The sequence below is a fragment of the Pseudonocardia sp. 73-21 genome, assembly GCF_001899645.1.
In the GTDB taxonomy this organism is placed as follows: Bacteria; Actinomycetota; Actinomycetes; order Mycobacteriales; family Pseudonocardiaceae; genus Pseudonocardia.
This window is the reverse complement of sequence record NZ_MKVV01000079.1, coordinates 1-17,178: the sequence shown is the minus strand read 5'-3', so window position 1 is coordinate 17,178 and position 17,178 is coordinate 1. Positions and strand designations below refer to the sequence as shown.

Genomic DNA, 17,178 nt, shown 5'->3' with positions numbered 1-17,178 from the left:
TCGGCAACGGTCGTCAACGAAGTGCAACGTTTCGGGAAGTGGGGTCGCGGTGAAGGCCCGCTCGCTCGTGTTCGACCTGTTCGGCGACTACCTCCGCTTCCGGGGAGGTGAGGTCCGGCTGCGCACGCTCGCCGGGCTGATGGGGTGCTTCGACGTGCCCGAGGCCACGGTCCGCGTCGTCGTCACGCGGCTGCGCAAGGAGGGCTGGCTCGAGAGCCGTCGGGACGGTCGGGAGACCACCTACCTGCTCACCGGCGCGGCGTGGAACCTGCTCGACGAGGGGCGCGCGCGCATCTTCGACCGGGCCACCGGGCCGTGGGACGGGCAGTGGAACATGGTGATCTACTCCGTGCCGGAGACCGAACGCGCGCTGCGCGAACAGCTGCGCAAGCGCCTGGCCTGGCTGGGGTTCGGGCCGCTGTCGGCGTCGGTGTGGCTGAGCCCGCACGACCGGATCGCGCAGGTCCGGGCCAGCTTCCCGGACCAGCCGAACCTGCGGCTGGACGCGTTCCGGGCGCGGTCCGAGGGTCCGGGGTCCGACCGGGACATGGCCGACCGCTCGTGGGACCTCGCCGGGCTCGACCGCGACTACGCCGCCCTGCTGGCGGAGTACCGGCCGCGCCTGGAGCGCTACCGTCGCGGCGAGGTGCAGGGCCGGGACGCGCTGGTGGAGCGCATGCAGCTGGTGCAGGACTACCGGCGCTTCCCGTTCCGGGACCCCGACCTGCCGCCCGAGCTGCTGCCGGCGGGATGGTCGGGCCGCGCGGCGCACGAGGTGTTCCTGGAGGCCCACGGCCTGCTGCGGGCGCCGGCCGAGGCGTTCGTGGACGGCGTGTCGGAGGGCACCCGTCAGGCGTCGTAGAAAGTTTCACATCATGGACGACCGTCGTGATTCTGTTGTACTGTGGTGGTCGTGACGACCACCGGGGAACCGACTGCCGACGAGCTGGCCGCGCTCGACCAGCTCTATGCGGATTTCGCGGCCGCACACATGGCGCCGCTGTGGACCCAGCGCGCCGGCCTGATGCCGCAGGCGCCCCAGCCGGGCGCGGTGCCGATGCTGTGGCGCTGGTCCACGCTCCACCCGCTGGCCGCGCGCAGCGGTGAGCTGGTGCCCGTCGGCCGGGGCGGCGAACGCCGGGCCATCGCGCTGGCCAACCCGGGCCTGCCCGGCACCGCCTACGCCACACCGACGCTGTGGGCGGCCATCCAGTACCTGGGCCCGCGCGAGGAGGCCCCCGCCCACCGCCACACCCAGACGGCGTTCCGGTTCGTCGTCGAGGGCGAGGGGGTGTGGACCAACGTCGATGCCGGGGACGGGGAGGTCGATGCGATCGCGATGCGCCGCGGCGACCTGCTGCTCACGCCGGGCATGCACTGGCACGAGCACCACAACACCACCGACCACCCCATGGCCTGGATCGACGGGCTGGACATCCCGCTGGTCCGCCAGCTCGACGCGGGGTTCTTCGAGTTCGGGCCCGAGGTGCTGGCCACCACGGAGACGCCGGAGACCTCCCGCAACGAACGGCTGTGGGGGTACCCCGGGCTGACGCCGGTCGGGGCGCCGGCCGCGGCGTCGTCGCCGTTGAAGGCCTACCGGTGGGAGCACACCGACGCCGCGCTCACCGCGCAGCTGGCGCTGGAGGCCGAGGGCCACCCCGGTGTCGTCTCGCCCGGGCACGCGGCGGTGCGGTTCACCAACCCGGCCACCGGTCGCGACGCGCTGTCGACGATGCGCACCGAGATGCACCGGCTCGCGCCGGGTGCCCGCTCGCGCACCATCCGGGTCGCCGGGTCGGGCGTGTGGCAGGTGTTCTCCGGTTCCGGCGTCGTGACGGTCGGTTCCGAGCGCTACGAGGTGGCCACGGGGGACCTGTTCGCGGTGCCGTCGTGGGCGCCGCTGACCATCGGGACCGACCAGGGGCTGGACGCGTTCCGGTTCTCCGACGACCCGGTGTTCGAAGCGTTGGGCCTGGCCCGGACGGAGATCTCATGAAGCTCGCCACCATCCGCACCACGGACGGCACCCGCGCCGTCCGGATCGACGACGTCGGCGCGGTGGAGCTCGGCCACGCCGACCTCGGCGTGCTGCTGGCCCGTCCGGACTGGCGCGCCGAGGCCGCTGCCGCGTCCGGCCCCGTCCATCCGCTCGACGGCCTCGACTACGCGCCCGTCGTCCCGCGGCCGGAGAAGATCCTCTGCGTGGGGTTGAACTACCGCAGCCACATCCTGGAGATGGGTCGCGAGCTGCCCGAGTACCCCACGCTGTTCGCGAAGTACTCCCGTTCCCTGATCGGCGCGTACGACCCGATCACGCTGCCCGCCGGCTCCGGCGAGGTGGACTGGGAGGCCGAGCTGGGCGTCGTCGTCGGGGCGGAGGTGCGCCACGCGTCCGAGGAGGAGGCGCGCGCGGCGGTCGCCGGGTACACGGTGGTCAACGACGTCACCGCCCGCGACTTCCAGTACCGGTCGGTGCAGTGGTTGCAGGGCAAGACGTTCGAGGCGTCGACGCCGGTCGGACCGTGGCTCGTCACCGACGTCGTACCGGGTGACATCTCCTGCACCGTCGACGGCGACGTCGTGCAGAAGGCCGACACCGCGGACCTCGTCCACGACGCGGTGGCGCTGATCCGGTACATCTCCGGGATCATCACGCTCGCGCCCGGCGACCTGATCGCCACCGGCACGCCCGGCGGCGTCGGCCACGCCCGCAAGCCCCCGCGCTACCTCGCCGAGGGATCGTCACTGGTCACCACAGTCGAGGGCGTCGGCGAGTGCCGCAACACGTGCGTCGCATGAGGGTCGCGGTCGTCGGAGGCGGTCCGGGCGGGCTGTTCCTCGCGGCGCTCCTGCGCAAGGCCGACCCGTCGATCGACGTCACGGTCTTCGAGCGCAACCGCGCCGACGACACGTTCGGCTTCGGCGTGGTGTTCTCCGACCGCACCCTGGCCGCGATCGACGACGCCGACCCCGTGCTGCGCGACGGTCTCCGCGAGCACGGCGTGCACTGGGACGACATCGAGGTGCGGCTCAAGGGCGACGTGCTGCGCTGCGGCGGCAACGGGATGGCCGCGATCTCGCGCAAGATCCTGCTCGGGCTGCTGCAGGACCGGGCCCGGGAGTTCGGCGCCTCGTTGCACTTCTCGACCCGGGTGACGCTCGCCGAACTCGACGGGTACGACCTGGTGGTGGCGGCCGACGGCACCGGCTCGGCCCTCCGCGAGGAGATCGGGCTGGAGTCCACCGTCGACACGGCCACGGCCAAGTTCATCTGGTTCGGCACCGACTACCTGTTCTCCGGGCTGACGTTCGTGCACGAGCGCGGCCCGCACGGCGTGTTCGCGGTGCACGGCTACCCGATCTCCGACTCCGTCAGCACGTTCATCGTCGAGACCGACGAGCGGGCGTGGCGGGCTGCGGGCCTCGACGCGTTCGATGTCACGCAGCCACCGGGGCCCAGCGATCTCCGCAGCCAGACCTACCTCGAGGAGTTGTTCACCGACCAGATCGACGGCCACAAGCTGCTCACCAACAACTCGCGCTGGGGCAACTTCCGCACCCGCCGCTCGCCGCGCTGGACCGTGACGGACCCGCGGCCGGTCGCGTTCCTCGGCGACGCCGTGCACACGGCGCACTTCTCGGTGGGCTCGGGCACGAAGATGGCGATGGAGGACGCGGTGGCGCTGTCCGCGGCGCTGGTCTCCTCGCCCGATCTCCCGTCGGCGCTCGCGGCGTACGAGGCCGCGGCCCGGCCGTCCGTGGAGAAGATCCAGGGCTCGGCCCGGCCGAGTCTGGCCTGGTGGGAGCACTTCGGGCGCTACCACGACTTCTTCGAGCCCTGGCAGTTCGCCTACCACTTCCTCTCGCGCAGCATCACCGACGCGCGCCTGGCCCGCCGCGCCCCGCACTTCGTGGGGTCGAGCCACGAGCGCTGGGTGGCGACGCACGGGGCCGAGCCGCTGGAGACCCCGATCGAGATCGGGGGGCGCACGGTGCCCGGGCGGCTCGTCGAGGTCACGTCGACGGGCGGGTCGACGTCGGCCGGTGAGGCGGTCTGGTTCGAGGCGCCTGCCGACGAGTCCGGTCTGCCGCCGGTGCTGGAGCGGCTCGCCGCCCTGTCCGCCGACCGGCTCGTCGCCGTCCACGGCGGCTCGTCGTTCACCCGCACCCTGGTGGCGGAGGAGGCGCGGATGGTGCACGGTCTCCCGGTGCTGCTGGTCGACCCCTCCGCCGACCTCGACCGGGCCACCACCGCCGTGCTCTCGGGCCGGGCCGACCTCGTGAGTGCGCCTCCGGCGCCCGTGCGCGGAAATCAGGCCCAGGACACCGATATCCGCGCACGAGTGTCGGGGCCCGGCTCGTGAGCGGATATCAGGCCCAGGACACCGTTATCCGCGCACGGGCGCCGCAGGCGCCGCCGGTCGGGCTCGGGGCGCTGTTCGCGCCGCGGGGCGTCGCGGTGGTGGGTGCCTCGCGCTCGCCGGCCAAGCTGGGCGCCGTCATGGCCCGGTCGCTGGCCGGGTTCGCCGGCCCGGTGGCGCTGGTCAACGCCCGGGACCCGGAGCTGTGCCCGTCGGTCGCCGAAGCGGTGCACCGGCACGGGCCCATCGACCTCGCCATGATCTGCGTCCCCGCCGCCGCCAGCGCCGGGGCCGTCGAGGAGGCCGCGCTCGCCGGGGCGGGGGCCGCCGTCGTCTGCGGAGGCGGGTTCGCCGAGTCCGGCCCCGACGGGGAGCGGCACCAGGCCGCGCTGGCCGAGGTCGTCGCGCGCACGGGCATCCGCGTGCTCGGCCCCAACACCTCCGGCTTCCTCGTGCCCGGTCGCGGGCTCACCGCCACGTTCGTGCCCGGTGTCGCCGACGTGCCGGCCGGGCGGGTCGCCGTGGTCGCGGCCAGCGGCGGGGTCAACCACGCGCTCGCGTTCCTGCTGGCCGAGGCCGGTCACGGCGTCAGCGTCGCTGTCGGGCTGGGCAACGGCGTCGACGTCACGGCGCCCGACGTGCTCGACCACCTCGCGGACGACCCGTCGACGGCGGCGGTCGCGCTGCACGTCGAGTCCGTGGCCGACGGGCCCCGCCTGATGGCCGCGGTCGAACGGCTGACGGCCACTCGCCCGGTCGTCGCGCTCGTGGTGGGACGCAACGACGTCGCCGCGTTCGCGCAGTCCCACACCGGTGCGCTGGCCACCTCCTGGCGCACCACGCGCGCCGCGTTGCGGCAGGCCGGCGCCGTCCTCGTCGACGACGAGCGCGAGCTGGTGGACGCGGTCGGCGCACTGTCGCTGACGCGCCTGGCACCGGGCGCCACGGGCGTCGGGGTGCTCACCGCCCAGGCCGGCCCCGGCCTGCTCCTGCTCGACGACCTGCGCGGGCGCGGCGCGTCCGTCCCGGAGCTGACGGGCGCGACGCGGTCCCGGCTCGGGGCGCTGCTGCCGCCGTTGACGCACCAGAGCAACCCGGTCGACACGGGTCGTCCGGACCCGGCGTTCGGGAAGGTGCTGGCCGCGGTCGCCGCGGACCCCGGCGTCGACGTCGTGGCCGCCTACGCGCTGCACGAGCCGGACGCGCTGGACCTCGCGGCCGCGGTGGACGAGGCCGACGCGGCGGTCCCCCTGGTCGTCGGCGTCGGCGGGGCGGGACCGGCGGTGACGGCCGCCCGCGCGGCGCTGCTGGCCCGTGGCGTCCCGGCCCTGCCCGATCCCCGTGGGGTGGCGGCGGCGGTCGCGGCCCTGCTGGCCGACGCCCGACGTCCCGCTCCGGAGGATGCCGACTCGCGCACGCGAAACGGCCGACTCGCGCACGCGAAACCGCCGACTCGCGCACGCGAAACCGCCGACTCGCGGGGCGTCGCTCCGCGCCGCGAGTCGGGGTCTCCGTGCCCGCGAGTCGGGGTCTCCGTGTCAGTGGGTCGGGGTGTCGGTGCGCTCGACGAGGACCTCGCCAAGGGGGTGCTCGACGGGCTCGGGATCGCCACCATGCCGCGGGTGCGGTGCTCCGGGCGCGCCGAGGCGCAGGCGGCGCTCGCCGGGCTGGGCGGGCCCGTCGCCGTCAAGCTGCTGGACGCCGCGGTGCTGCACAAGACCGAGGTCGGGGGCGTGCGGCTGAACGTACGCACGCCCGAGGAGATGGACGCCGCGGCCGACGCGATCGGCTCCGGGTCGCTGCTCGTGGAGCGGATGGCGCCCGACGGCGTCGACCTCGTGGTCGGCGCGCGACGCGACCCGGTGTTCGGGCCGACCGTGCTCGTCGGGCTGGGCGGCACCGTCGCCGAAGCCCTCGCCGACGTCGCGGTCCGGGTCGCGCCGGTCGCCCACGCCGCCGCGATGGTCGACGAGCTCGCCGGGCGGGCCCTGCTCGACGGCTGGCGCGGTGGCCCGGTGCTCGACCGCGCCGCGCTCGCCCACGTCGTGACCGCGCTGGGCGACCTGCTGCTGGACAACCCCCACGTCGAGGACGTCGAGATCAACCCGCTGCGGCTCACCGCCGACGGGCTCGTCGCGCTCGACGCCGTCATCGTCGGAAGTCATGGTTTGGAGGTCGACGATGCCCACCCCGATCGCTGACGGGACCGTCCCCTGGCCGGCGGAGTACGCCGACCGCTACGTGGCGGCGGGGTACTGGCGGGGGCGCTCGCTGTGGTCGCACCTGGCCGACGTCGTCGCCCGCACGCCCGACGCCGTCGCGCTGGTGGACGGCGACACGAGGTTCACCTACGCGGAGCTCGCCGCCCGCGCCGAGGCCATGGCCGCCGGCCTGGTGGGCCTCGGCATCGCCCCCGGTGACCGGATCGTGGTGCAGCTGCCCAACGGCTGGGAGATCGTCGTCCTGACGCTGGCCTGCCTACGGTCGGGCATCGTGCCGGTCATGGCGCTGCCCGCGCACCGCCGCCACGAGCTGTCCTACCTGGTGGACCACGCGGAGGCGGCGGCGATCGCGGTGCCCGACGTGCTGCGCGACTTCGACCACCAGGCCATGGCCGCCGACCTCGGTGTCGCGCACGTGCTCGTGGTGGGGGAGCCGGCACCGGGCCACGTCGATCTGCGGGCGCTGTCCGGCCCGTCGTGGGACGGCCCCGAGCCCGGAAGCCGCGACGTCGCGGTGTTCCTGCTCTCCGGCGGCACCACCGGCCTGCCGAAGCTGATCGCCCGCACCCATGACGACTACGCCTACAACGCCACCGCCAGCGCCGCCGTGTGCGGGATCGACGCGGACACGGTCTACCTGATCAGCCTGCCCGCCGGCCACAACTTCCCGCTGGCCTGCCCCGGCATCCTCGGCGTCCTGCTGGCCGGCGGCCGGGTCGTCACGCTGCCGTCACCGGAGCCCGAGCGCGCGTTCGCGACGATCGCGGAGGAGGGCGTCACGCACACCGCGGTGGTGCCCGCCGTGGCCGGACGCTGGCTCGAGCACGCCGCCGAGCACGGGCCACTGCCGTCGCTGCAGGTGCTGCAGGTGGGCGGCGCGCGGCTGGCCGACGAGTTGGCCCGCAAGGTCCGCCCCGTGCTCGGCGCTGCGCTGCAGCAGGTGTTCGGCATGGCCGAGGGCCTGCTCAACTACACCCGCCTCGACGACCCCGACGATGTCGTCTGCGGCACCCAGGGCCGCCCGCTCTCCCCCGACGACGAGGTCCGGCTCGTCGACGAGCTCGACCAGGACGTGCCCGACGGCGAACCCGGCTCGCTGCTCACCCGCGGCCCCTACACCCCGCGCGGCTACTACCGGGCCGCCGAGCAGAACGCCCGCGCGTTCACCGAGGACGGCTGGTACCGCAGCGGCGACATCTGCCGTCGCACCCCCGGCGGCTACCTGATCGTCGAGGGCCGCGACAAGGACATGATCAACCGAGGTGGCGAGAAGATCAGCGCCGAGGAGGTGGAGAACCTCGTCTACCAGCTCCCCGCGGTCAGCCAGGTCGCCGCAGTCGCCATGCCCGATCCGGTGATGGGGGAGAAGGTGTGCGTCTACGTCGTGGCGCGGCCCGGCTCCACCGTCACGCTCGACGAGGTGCGCGAGTCGATGCACGCCGCCGGCGTCGCCAAGTACAAGCTGCCCGAACGCCTCGAGCTCGTCACGGAGCTGGCCACCACCAAGGTCGGCAAGATAGACAAGAAGGCGCTCCGCGCGGACGTCGCGGCGCGGATGGAGTGGTCATGAGCCGGCGCGACGTGGACCAGACCCTGCCGTGGATGGGGGCGGGTACCGAGTTCCTGCTCCGGGCGGTCGACGCCCTGCCCGACGACGCCCTCGCCGCCCCGAGCGCGCTGCCCGGCTGGACCCGCGCGCACGTCGTCGGTCACCTGGCCCGCAACGCCGAGGCCCTGACGCGGCTGGCGACGTGGGCGCGCACCGGTGTCGAGACCCCGATGTACGCCGACGCCGAGCAGCGCGCGAAGGACATCGAGTCCTCGGCGCACCTGCCGGTCGCCACGCTGCGGGCGGATCTCGTGGGCACCGCGGCCGACCTCGACGAGGCGCTCGCCGGGCTGGACGCCGGGGCCTGGGCGGCGCAGATCCGCAGCGCGCTCGGCCGGGCCATCCCCGCCACCGAGGTGCCCTGGATGCGGGTGCGCGAGGTGTGGCTGCACGCCGTGGACCTGGACTGCGGCGCGTCGACGGCCGACTTCCCGGAGGGTGTGGTGGACACCCTGCTGGACGACGTCACCGGCGCCCTGTCGGCGAAGGACGACTGCCCCGCCGTGCTGCTGGCCCCCACGGACCGGGAGCAGACCTGGACGCTCGGCGGTGACGGCGGGCCGGAGGTCCGGGGCGAGGCGGCGGAGCTCGTGTCCTGGCTGACGGGCCGCAGCGACGGCACAGGCCTCACCGGGACGGTGCCCGCGCCACCCCGCTGGATCTGACGCCGCCGCCCCGACATCCGCCACCTGGTCACGTGTCGCGGCCCGGGAGCCGCGATCGACACCCACCGGGGACCATGTGGCGGGTGGGTCAGGGATCGTCGGGCCTGCGGACGAGGGTGGTGACGCGGGTGAAGGACGGCGCTCGGGGCGTCGAGCCGAACCCGAACCGGACGGGTGGGTCCACCGGCGACAGCGCGCCCTGGTCGGTGCCTTCCCAGCTCACCGTGGCCGCCGTGATGCCGTGCAGGTCCTGCGCGCCGTAGAACTCCTCGCGCCCGCCCACGGCGCTCCCGCGCGTCCGCACCCCGGGCAGCACCCGGCGGGCCACGACGTCGATCGCGGAGATCCACGCCGGCGACGTCCGGAGGGGCGTTGGCACCGACCGCAGCAGCCACCCCAGCGCCGCGCGTCGCCCCACGGTGAAGTCGACCTCCAACGGACCGGCCGTGACCCGCCACCGCGTGCCGTCGGTGCTCGTCTCCACCGGCCCGATCCGCACCTCGTCGAACGTGTACGTGGCGGCCACGAAGTCCGCGACGTCCGGCGACGGGGCCAGCAGCATCCGGTGCCCGTCCGCCCGCTCCACCATCACGTCGGCGAAGGAGCCGAGCGGGGAGCGCGGCCAGATCCCGATCACCGCGCGCAGTCCGGAGCCCGTCCCCAGACCGGCGATCCACCCGTCGAAACGGTCGGTGCTCACAGCGCCAGCGCCGCTCGGGCCGCGAGCCGGAACAGGCCCTCGCGGGCCTCCCGCGCCGTCGTCCAGCCGCGGTGGTCCCAGGCCTCACCGGCGAGGGAGTCGGCCGCCAGCAGCAGCTGAGCGAACCGCACGCCGCGGTAGCGCGCCACCGCGATGAACGCCGACGCCTCCATCTCCACCACCGCGCAACCCTCGGCCTTCCGCCGTTCCACGCGGGAACGGGTCTCGCGGTAGATCGCGTCGGTGGTCCACGACCGGGCCACGTGGAACGGCACACCGGCGTCGTCGAGGACCGTCGAGAGGACGGAGACCCCGTGCGGGTCGGCGTCGACCACCCGGCCGGGCGGCAGGTAGTGGAAGGACGTGCCCTCGTCGCGCACCGCCGAGTCGACGACGATCGCGTGTCCCAGCGTGAGGTCGTGCAGCAGTGCGCCCGCCCCGCCGACGGCGACGAACCTCGTGCAGCCCAACGCGATCAGCTCCTCGAAGAACATCGCCGCGAGCGGCGCGCCGACCCCCGGCTGCATGACCGCCAGCCGTCGCCCGTCGAGCTCCAGTTCCCAGACCGGCGTCCGGCCCCGCTCGGTCGACATCCGGCAGATCCGCCGCGCCCCGCCGGCCCCGAGTGCCTCCACCACTTCGGGGAAGAAGCACAGCACGGCCACGTCGGGCATGTCCTCCACGCGCAGGCCGGCCAGCACGGTGGCGGGTTCCAGCACCCCGGTGTCGGTCAGGTCGTCCTCGTGCAGCGGCAGGTCCACACCGCGATCATGCCCGGTCCCGGAATGTTGCCATCTCAACTACTGTTGTCGGGACCAGGTTCGAGAGAGGGAGATCCGATGCCCCAGCCCGAAGGTGCCGAGCTCGACGCCGTGCGCGCCCGCCGCGCCGCGTTGAAGGAGAAGTACCTGCAGCCGCTCGCCGACCGCCCGGCCAGCACCGTGCGCGGCGTGCACCACCTCGCCCTGATCGCGAAGGACGTCGAGGAGACCATCCGCTTCTACCAGGACCTGCTCGGGTTCCCGCTGGTGGAGCTCGTGGAGAACCGCGACTACCGCGGTTCCAGCCACTTCTTCTTCGACATCGGCAACCGCAACCTGCTGGGCTTCTTCGACTTCCCCGGCCACGACCACCCGGACTTCACCGAGACCATCGGCGGGGTGCAGCACCTCGCGCTCTCCACGTCGCCGGAGGAGTTCGCCACCGCGAAGAAGCGCCTCGACGACGCGGGCATCGCCTACATCGGCCCGGACCGCGGCATCGACAACAGCCTCTACATCCGCGACCCCAACGGCGTCGGCATCGAGTTCTACGCCGAGGAGCTGGGGTTCTTCGAGGGCGAGCCCCTGCTCAAGGGGTAGCCGGGAACCCGCCGCGCCCGCGATTCGTCCTCCACGAAGATGGGACGGGCGGTAGGCCCGGTTCGCAGGACGGGGATGATGGCGGCATGAACGGTGACCACCGGGGCGGCCCCCCACCACGGCCCGCGGGGCCACCGCCCCGGCGCGGCCCCGGTCCCGGCTGGGGCCAGCAACGGGTCCCGCAGCGCCCTCCGCAGCCCACCGTGGTGCTGCCCGCCGGCCGCGACGCCCGCCGGCCGGTGCCCCCGCCGCCTCCGTCCCGGCCGCCGGTGGCCCGTCCGAAGCGCCGGCCGCGCTGGGGACGGCGGATCGGCATCGTCCTGCTGGTCCTCGTGCTGGCGCTGGTGGCGTTCGGCGTCTACGTCGACGCCAACCTCAGCCGCACCCCCGCGCTCGGTGACAGCGCGAACTCCTCGTCGGGCACCAACTGGCTCATCGTCGGCTCCGACAGCCGCCAGAAGCTCACCCCGGAGGAGCGGGCGAAGTACGCCACCGGTGACGAGACGTCGCAGCTCACCGACACGATCATGATCCTGCACACCGGCAGTGGCCCCACCACGCTGGTGAGCGTGCCGCGCGACTCCCTGCTGAACATCCCCGGCTTCGGCCGCGCGCGCGTCAACTCGGCGTACGGCAAGGGCGGCGGCCCCGACGGCGGCGGTCCCGCGCTGCTGGTGCAGACCATCGAGCAGGCCACCGGGCTGCGCATCGACCACTACGCCGAGATCGGCTTCCTCGGCATCGTCTCGGTCGTCGACGCGGTCGGCGGCGTCACGCTCGACGTGCCGGAGTCGATCAAGGACCCGAAGGCGGCGCTGGACATCAAGAAGGGCGTCCAGACCCTCGACGGCGCCACCGCACTCGGCTACGTCCGCACGCGCGCCACGGCGTCGTCGGACCTGGGCCGGGTCGAACGGCAGCGCGCCCTGCTCTCCGCGCTGCTCAACAAGGTGGTCAGCCCGACCACGCTGCTCAACCCGTTCCGGTCGGTGCCGCTGGTCGACGGCCTGAACAAGGCCATCACGGTCGACAGCGGCGACCACCTGTGGAACCTCGCCCAGCTCGGCCTGGCGATGAAGGGCATCTCCAGCGGCATCTCGACGACGGTGCCGGTCACCCCCACCGGCACCGGCACGCTGAACTGGGACAAGAGCCGCGCGAGCGCGCTGTTCCAGGCGATCGCCGACGACCAGACGCCGCCGAAGAACGCCCTCGGCCCGTAGGCCGCGCTCGCGTTCCGGCCCGGCGCGCGCGTCCCGACACGCGCGCCGGGCCGAGCGCGCGCGTGGACGGTCAGGCGGGCTTGCGGGTGCGCTTGCGGGGGGCGTCGGCCTTGTCGTCCGCCTCCTCCTTGTTCGCCGGCTTGCGCGGGGCGGCGGGCTTCTTCGCCCGGCTGCGGCTGGGCACGGGCTTCTCGTCCTCGTCCTTCTCGGCGGGCGTGCCGCCGGACTTGGCGCGGGCGGCGTCGACGCTGGCCTGCAGGGCGCTGAGCAGGTCGGTCATGCTGTCGCCCTCGTCGGAGGTGGTCTTCTCCACCGGCGCCGGACGGCTCTCGCCGGTGGTGCGCTTGCGCTCGATCATCTCCTCGACGGCGTCGCGGTACTCGTCGTGGAACCGGCTGGGGTCGAAGTCGGCGCCCAGGCTCTCCACGAGCGACGCGGCCATCGTCAGCTCCTGCGGACGCAGCTCCACCACCGCGTCGAGGATGTCGAACTCGGGCTCGCGCACCTCGTCGGGCCACAGCATCGTCTGCAGCACGATGGCCTTGCCGCGCACGCGCAGCAGCGCGATGCTCTCCCGCTGCCGCAGGGCGAAGCGCACCACGGCCATCCGGTCGGTCTGCACCAGCGCCTCGCGCAGCAGCGCGTACGGCTTGGCCGCCTTGGCCTCGGGCTCGAGGTAGTAGCTCTTCTCGAACAGCATCGGGTCGATCTGGTCGGCCGGCACGAACTCGATGACGTCGATCTCGTGGCCGGAGACCTGCGGCAGCGAGTCGAGGTCGGCGTCGTCGAGGGTGATGAGCTCGCCGTCGTCGGTCTCGTAGCCCTTGACGATGTCGGCGTACTCCACCTCCTCGCCGTCGATCGCGCAGGTGCGCTTGTACTTGATCCGCCCACCGTCGGCCGCGTGGACCTGGTGGAACCGGATGTCGTGGTTGGTGGTGGCCGAGTACAGCTTGATCGGCACGCTCACCAGCCCGAACGAGACCGCACCGCTCCACATTGCCCGCATAGGTGCCAGCATGACGGCGTGCAGCCCATGCTCGCCACCCCTGGAGACCTTCCGAAAGGTCCCGATTGGCTCTACGAGGTGAAGTGGGACGGCATGCGGCTGCTCGCCGAGGTCGTCGACGGGGTGCTCACGCTGCGCAGTCGCAGCGGCCGGGACGTCACCCCGAACTTCCCCGAGCTCGCCGGACTGGTCGATCTGGCGCCCGACGTGCTGCTCGACGGCGAGGTGGTGCTGCTGGACAAGGGCGTGCCCAGCTTCCACGCGCTGGGCGACCGGATGCACTCCGTGGTGGAGGAGCGCGCGGCGCTGGCGCGGCCCGTCACGTTCATGGCCTTCGACATCCTGCGCCTCTACGGCGTCCCGCTGCTGGACCGCACGCTCGACGAGCGGCGCGCCACCCTGGAGCGGCTCAACCTCACCCCGAACCTCGCGCTCTCACCGACCTACACCGACGGCCAGGCCCTCTTCGACGCCACGGCGCAGCGCGGCATCGAGGGCGTGGTGGCCAAGCGGCGCGACGGGATCTACCGGCCCGGCCGGCGCAGCGAGGGCTGGATCAAGGTCACGCACCGGCAGACCCAGGCGTGCGTCGTCGGGGGGTGGCGTCCGGAGAACGTCGGGACGGCGCGGGTGAGCAGTTCGCGGGTGGGAGCCCTCCTGCTCGGCGTCCCGGACGCGGACGGGGTGCTGCAGTACGCCGGCCGCGTCGGCTCGGGCCTCGCCTCGGCCGCTGCTCAGCGGGCCCTGCGCGACCGGCTGGTGGACGCGGACACCCAGCCGTTCGCGGAGCGCCCGCCCCGGCCCGACGCCGTCGGCGCCCGGTGGTGCGAGCCGACCACGGTCGTCGAGGTCGTGCACAAGGGGTGGACGGACGGAGGCCGGTTGCGTCAGCCGGTCTACCGGGGGATTCGCGACGACCTGGATGTCGATCAGGTGCACGCCGAGTCGTGATCTCCCGGGTTACTGGCCGTGCGCACCGCCGGGGGTGCAGGATGTTGCGGGATCAACGCTCAAGAAAGGGGTGTGCCCTCGATGACGACCATGCTCACGTGGCAGGCCGACGACGGCCACGGTTTCGAGGGCACCCGTCTGCACCTCGGTGCCGGCAAGGCCTTCCGCGCTCTGGGCCGTCTGGTGCGCGCCGATCCGGGCTCGGAGTACACCGCGTCCTACCGCCTCGTCGTGCGTGACGACGGGAGGGTGGAGCGCGTCTCCATCACCAGCGCCACCGCGGCGCGGGAGCGGCACCTCACGCTCAACCGCACCGACGACGGCTACTGGCTGCTCGACACGGGTTCGGGCGGTACGCGCGCCGAGTTCGGCGGGGCCGTCGACGTCGACCTGTCCGGCAGCCCGATGTTCAACACCCTGCCGATCCGGCGTCTGGAGCTGCACCAGGAGGCGGGGGAGCACACGATCCCCGTGGTGTACGTGTCCCTGCCGGACCTCGAGGTCACGCTGGTCGAGCAGCGCTACCGCACGGTGTCCACCGACGGCACGGCACCGGTGGTGGAGTTCTCGTCCGAGGGCTTCACCGCGGAGCTGCAGCTCGACGACGACGCCGTGGTCACGGCCTACCCGGGCCTGGCCACACGCTACGTGCCGGCCCCGGCCGGCTGAGCTACTTCCAACCCACCACGACGTCGCCGCGGCGGCCGATCTCGCGCAGCCGCGCGAGGGGGCCGCGGCCGGTGAGCGCCACGCGGACGGCCTTCGGGTCACGGGCGTCGGCCCAGCGCTGCCGGCCCTCGTGGCCCGCGTCGACGGTGGCCACGAGCCCGCCCGTCGAGGCCAGCGCACCGCGCATCGCGCCGAGCCGGCCCAGCGCGTCGTCGACGGCGCCGAGCAGGGCGTCGCGGTTGCCCTCGCACATCGCCAGCACCAGCTCGGGCCGGGTGCCCGCCACGCGGGTGCCGTCGGCGAAGGATCCGGCGGCCAGCGCCAGGGCGAGCCGGCTGTCGGCGCCGACCGCCGCGAGCACCGCGGCCATCAGGTGCGGCAGGTGCGAGATGCGGGCGACGGCGAGATCGTGCTCGTCGGCCGCGGCCGGCACCACGCGCGCGCCGCACGCCCAGGCGAGCTCGGCGACGTCACGCCAGACGTCGAGGTCGAGGCCGTCGTCGGCGGCCACCACCCAGGCGGCGTCGACGAACAGCCCGGCCGAGCCCGCGGCCCAGCCCGACTCCGACGTGCCCGCCATCGGGTGGCCGCCCACGTAGCGGGCGCTGGGGGCGAAGCGGGCGACCTGGTCGGCCACCGCGACCTTGACGGAGACGGCGTCGGTCAACCGGGCGCCCGGCGCCACGAACTCGACGCGGCGCAGCACGTCGGGCAGGACCGGCAGCGGCACGCAGAGCACCACGAGCGCGTCCGCCTCGGCGGCCCGGCGCAGCGCGGTGTCGGTGTCGGTGGTGACGTCGAACCCGTCGGCGACGGCCTGCGCGGCGGTCTCCGCGGAGTGGGCGGAGCCCCAGACGGTGCGGCCGGCCTTCTCGGCGGCCCGCATGAGGGACCCGCCGATCAGCCCGGCGCCGATCACACAGACAGCCCGCTCGGTCACGGGGCGAAACTACTCCCGTGCGCGGAAACCAGTGCCGGGGCACTGATTTCCGCTCACGACCGGCTGAGCGCTCCGGCCACCCGCAGCACGCCGCGCTCCTCCATCCCGACGCCGACGACCTGGATCCCGACGGGCAGGCCGGCGAAGGGTTGCTCGCGGGCCCGAGAATCAGCACCGTCGCCGACCGCGCCGGGCACCGAGACCGCCGCCCAGCCCGTGAGGTTGAACGGCAGTGTCAGGGCCAGCAGCGACGGGCGGACCGGCACGTCCTTCCCGTCGATCTCGACCGACGCCGCACCGACCGGGGTGGCCCGCAGCCGGGTGGTGGCCAGCACCAGCACGTCCACGTCGGCCGCGGCCCGGAACGCCGCGGACAGTCGGCGCCGCGTGCGCAGGGCGTCGACGTAGGCACGGGCGGGCAGGTCGGCGTTCGGGGCGATGCGCTCGCGCGTGGCGGGTTGGTAGTCCTGCGGGCGTTGCGCGAACCAGTCGGCGTGGGTGGCCCACGCCTCGGCCCCGACGATCGTGCCGTAGACGCCGGCCAGCTCGTCGATCATCGGTGTGCGCACCTCGACGACCGAGGCGCCCTGGTTGCGGAGCCGCTCGACCGCCGCGTCGACGCCGGCGTCGATCACGGGGTCGGCGGCGCGCCAGTAGTCGTCCACGAGCACGCCGACGCGCACGCCCTGCACCCCCGGCAGCTGGATCCCGCCGCCGGTGCCGTCGGGGCGGGCCAGGACGTCCCAGGCGACGGAGGCCGAGTGCACGTCCGCGGTGATCAGCCCGACGTGGTCGAGCGTCTCCGACAGGGGGAACACGCGATCGTTGGACAGGTGCCCGGCGGCCGGCTTGAGCCCCACCACCCCGCACAGCGCGGCCGGCGTGCGCACGCTCGCGCCGGTGTCGGTGCCCAGCGCGAGCGGCAGGTGCCCGGCGGCGACCGCGGCGGCCGATCCCGACGACGAACCGCCCGTGATCCGGGTGGGGTCGTGCGGGTTCAGGGCCGGCCCGGTGGCCGAGACGTCGCCGGTGGGGCCGTAGGCGAACTCGTGGGTGTGCAGCTTCGCCACGACGATCGCGCCGGCCTCCTTCAACCGCGCCACGACCGGCCCGTCGGCGGAGGCGGGCGGGGCGTCGGCGAGCACCAGCGACCCGGCGCGGGTGGGGAGCCCCTCCACGTCGAACAGGTCCTTCACCCCGACGGCGACGCCGTGCAGCGGCCCCCGCCACTGCCCCCGTGCGAGCTCGGCGTCCAACGATGCGGCCGTGGCGAGCGCGCGCTCGGCGTCGAGCGTGATCACGGCGTTGTGGGTGTCGGCGGCGAGGCGCCCGAGGACGTCGGTGACGTGCTCGACGGAGGAGGTCTCACGGGAACGCAGGGCCATGCCGAGCTCGCTGAGGGAGGAGATCACCGGTCCATCCTGCCCCGTTACCTTCTTGATCAGGCCCGGTGAGGGCTTGCAGG

16 protein-coding genes are annotated in these 17,178 nt (G+C 74.0%); 11 read left to right on the top strand and 5 right to left on the bottom strand.

The genetic code is table 11. The features are described 5' to 3' along the window. Positions 1–49 precede the first annotated feature (49 nt). From BGP03_RS24630 to BGP03_RS24600, 7 genes are all read left to right on the top strand, one after another. On the top strand, positions 50–862 hold the full coding sequence (locus tag BGP03_RS24630) for a PaaX family transcriptional regulator C-terminal domain-containing protein (protein WP_296374390.1): 813 nt from the start codon (positions 50–52) through the stop codon (positions 860–862). Positions 863–946: 84 nt separating this feature from the next. Continuing rightward, the gene (locus tag BGP03_RS24625; protein WP_363094430.1) at positions 947–1,999 is read left to right on the top strand and encodes a cupin domain-containing protein; all 1,053 of its coding nucleotides are present in this window, start codon (positions 947–949) and stop codon (positions 1,997–1,999) included. Next, positions 1,996–2,802 carry a fumarylacetoacetate hydrolase family protein gene (locus BGP03_RS24620; protein WP_298799509.1) on the top strand — a complete coding sequence of 269 codons (807 nt, stop codon included), beginning with the start codon at positions 1,996–1,998 and terminating at the stop codon, positions 2,800–2,802. The genes BGP03_RS24625 and BGP03_RS24620 overlap by 4 nt, the downstream gene beginning before the upstream one ends. Beyond that, positions 2,799–4,367 (top strand): FAD-dependent monooxygenase, encoded by a 1,569-nt coding sequence (locus tag BGP03_RS24615; RefSeq protein WP_296374395.1) that lies wholly within the window; start codon positions 2,799–2,801, stop codon positions 4,365–4,367. Before BGP03_RS24620 ends, BGP03_RS24615 begins: the two co-directional genes overlap by 4 nt. Then, on the top strand, positions 4,364–6,565 hold the full coding sequence (locus BGP03_RS24610) for an acetate--CoA ligase family protein (RefSeq protein ID WP_299737658.1): 2,202 nt from the start codon (positions 4,364–4,366) through the stop codon (positions 6,563–6,565). Before BGP03_RS24615 ends, BGP03_RS24610 begins: the two co-directional genes overlap by 4 nt. After that, the gene (locus tag BGP03_RS24605; RefSeq protein ID WP_296374399.1) at positions 6,546–8,156 is read left to right on the top strand and encodes a (2,3-dihydroxybenzoyl)adenylate synthase; all 1,611 of its coding nucleotides are present in this window, start codon (positions 6,546–6,548) and stop codon (positions 8,154–8,156) included. The genes BGP03_RS24610 and BGP03_RS24605 overlap by 20 nt, the downstream gene beginning before the upstream one ends. Further along, on the top strand, positions 8,153–8,860 hold the full coding sequence (locus BGP03_RS24600; RefSeq protein ID WP_296374401.1) for a maleylpyruvate isomerase family mycothiol-dependent enzyme: 708 nt from the start codon (positions 8,153–8,155) through the stop codon (positions 8,858–8,860). Before BGP03_RS24605 ends, BGP03_RS24600 begins: the two co-directional genes overlap by 4 nt. 88 nt (positions 8,861–8,948) lie before the next feature. On the opposite strand, the gene BGP03_RS24595 is transcribed toward BGP03_RS24600, so the two are convergent. Both BGP03_RS24595 and BGP03_RS24590 read right to left on the bottom strand, forming a co-directional pair. Beyond that, entirely contained in the window at positions 8,949–9,560 is a 612-nt protein-coding gene (locus tag BGP03_RS24595; RefSeq protein ID WP_296374403.1) for a hypothetical protein, read from the bottom strand. Continuing rightward, positions 9,557–10,321 carry a nucleoside phosphorylase gene (locus BGP03_RS24590; RefSeq protein ID WP_298798980.1) on the bottom strand — a complete coding sequence of 255 codons (765 nt, stop codon included), beginning with the start codon at positions 10,319–10,321 and terminating at the stop codon, positions 9,557–9,559. The genes BGP03_RS24595 and BGP03_RS24590 overlap by 4 nt, the downstream gene beginning before the upstream one ends. Before the next feature lie 78 nt (positions 10,322–10,399). Between BGP03_RS24590 and BGP03_RS24585 the strand changes: the two genes are divergently transcribed. Beyond that, a complete protein-coding gene (locus tag BGP03_RS24585; protein ID WP_296374406.1) occupies positions 10,400–10,921 on the top strand; it encodes a VOC family protein in 522 nt (173 codons plus the stop codon). A gap of 86 nt (positions 10,922–11,007) precedes the next feature. Continuing rightward, positions 11,008–12,144, top strand: a complete 1,137-nt coding sequence (locus tag BGP03_RS24580; RefSeq protein WP_296374408.1) for an LCP family protein — start codon at positions 11,008–11,010, stop codon at positions 12,142–12,144. 70 nt (positions 12,145–12,214) lie between these two features. Here the strand turns inward: BGP03_RS24580 and BGP03_RS24575 are convergent, their stop codons facing one another. Beyond that, the gene (locus BGP03_RS24575; RefSeq protein ID WP_298798983.1) at positions 12,215–13,153 is read right to left on the bottom strand and encodes a Ku protein; all 939 of its coding nucleotides are present in this window, start codon (positions 13,151–13,153) and stop codon (positions 12,215–12,217) included. Positions 13,154–13,180: 27 nt separating this feature from the next. On the opposite strand from BGP03_RS24575, the gene ligD reads away from it, so the two are divergent. Both ligD and BGP03_RS24565 read left to right on the top strand, forming a co-directional pair. Further along, on the top strand, positions 13,181–14,104 hold the full coding sequence (gene ligD / locus BGP03_RS24570) for a non-homologous end-joining DNA ligase (RefSeq protein WP_298798987.1): 924 nt from the start codon (positions 13,181–13,183) through the stop codon (positions 14,102–14,104). 81 nt (positions 14,105–14,185) lie between these two features. Further along, a complete protein-coding gene (locus tag BGP03_RS24565; RefSeq protein WP_296374411.1) occupies positions 14,186–14,773 on the top strand; it encodes a putative glycolipid-binding domain-containing protein in 588 nt (195 codons plus the stop codon). Between the two features lies 1 nt (position 14,774). On the opposite strand, the gene BGP03_RS24560 is transcribed toward BGP03_RS24565, so the two are convergent. Next, positions 14,775–15,713, bottom strand: coding sequence for a prephenate dehydrogenase (locus BGP03_RS24560; RefSeq protein ID WP_298798985.1), 939 nt, complete (start codon positions 15,711–15,713; stop codon positions 14,775–14,777). A gap of 53 nt (positions 15,714–15,766) precedes the next feature. Then, positions 15,767–17,125: an amidase gene (locus BGP03_RS24555; RefSeq protein ID WP_296374415.1), complete on the bottom strand. Its 1,359-nt coding sequence runs from the start codon at positions 17,123–17,125 to the stop codon at positions 15,767–15,769. Positions 17,126–17,178 lie beyond the last annotated feature (53 nt).

Bases quoted from the DNA above. Each gene is read 5' to 3' on its own strand.
- BGP03_RS24585 (WP_296374406.1), top strand. From the start codon at position 10,400: ATGCCCCAGCCCGAAGGTGCCGAGCTCGACGCCGTGCGCGCCCGCCGC.
- BGP03_RS24575 (WP_298798983.1), bottom strand. From the start codon at position 13,153: ATGCGGGCAATGTGGAGCGGTGCGGTCTCGTTCGGGCTGGTGAGCGTG.
- BGP03_RS24580 (WP_296374408.1), top strand. From the start codon at position 11,008: ATGAACGGTGACCACCGGGGCGGCCCCCCACCACGGCCCGCGGGGCCA.
- BGP03_RS24615 (WP_296374395.1), top strand. From the start codon at position 2,799: ATGAGGGTCGCGGTCGTCGGAGGCGGTCCGGGCGGGCTGTTCCTCGCG.
- BGP03_RS24565 (WP_296374411.1), top strand. From the start codon at position 14,186: ATGACGACCATGCTCACGTGGCAGGCCGACGACGGCCACGGTTTCGAG.
- BGP03_RS24620 (WP_298799509.1), top strand. From the start codon at position 1,996: ATGAAGCTCGCCACCATCCGCACCACGGACGGCACCCGCGCCGTCCGG.
- BGP03_RS24600 (WP_296374401.1), top strand. From the start codon at position 8,153: ATGAGCCGGCGCGACGTGGACCAGACCCTGCCGTGGATGGGGGCGGGT.
- ligD (WP_298798987.1), top strand. From the start codon at position 13,181: ATGCTCGCCACCCCTGGAGACCTTCCGAAAGGTCCCGATTGGCTCTAC.
- BGP03_RS24605 (WP_296374399.1), top strand. From the start codon at position 6,546: ATGCCCACCCCGATCGCTGACGGGACCGTCCCCTGGCCGGCGGAGTAC.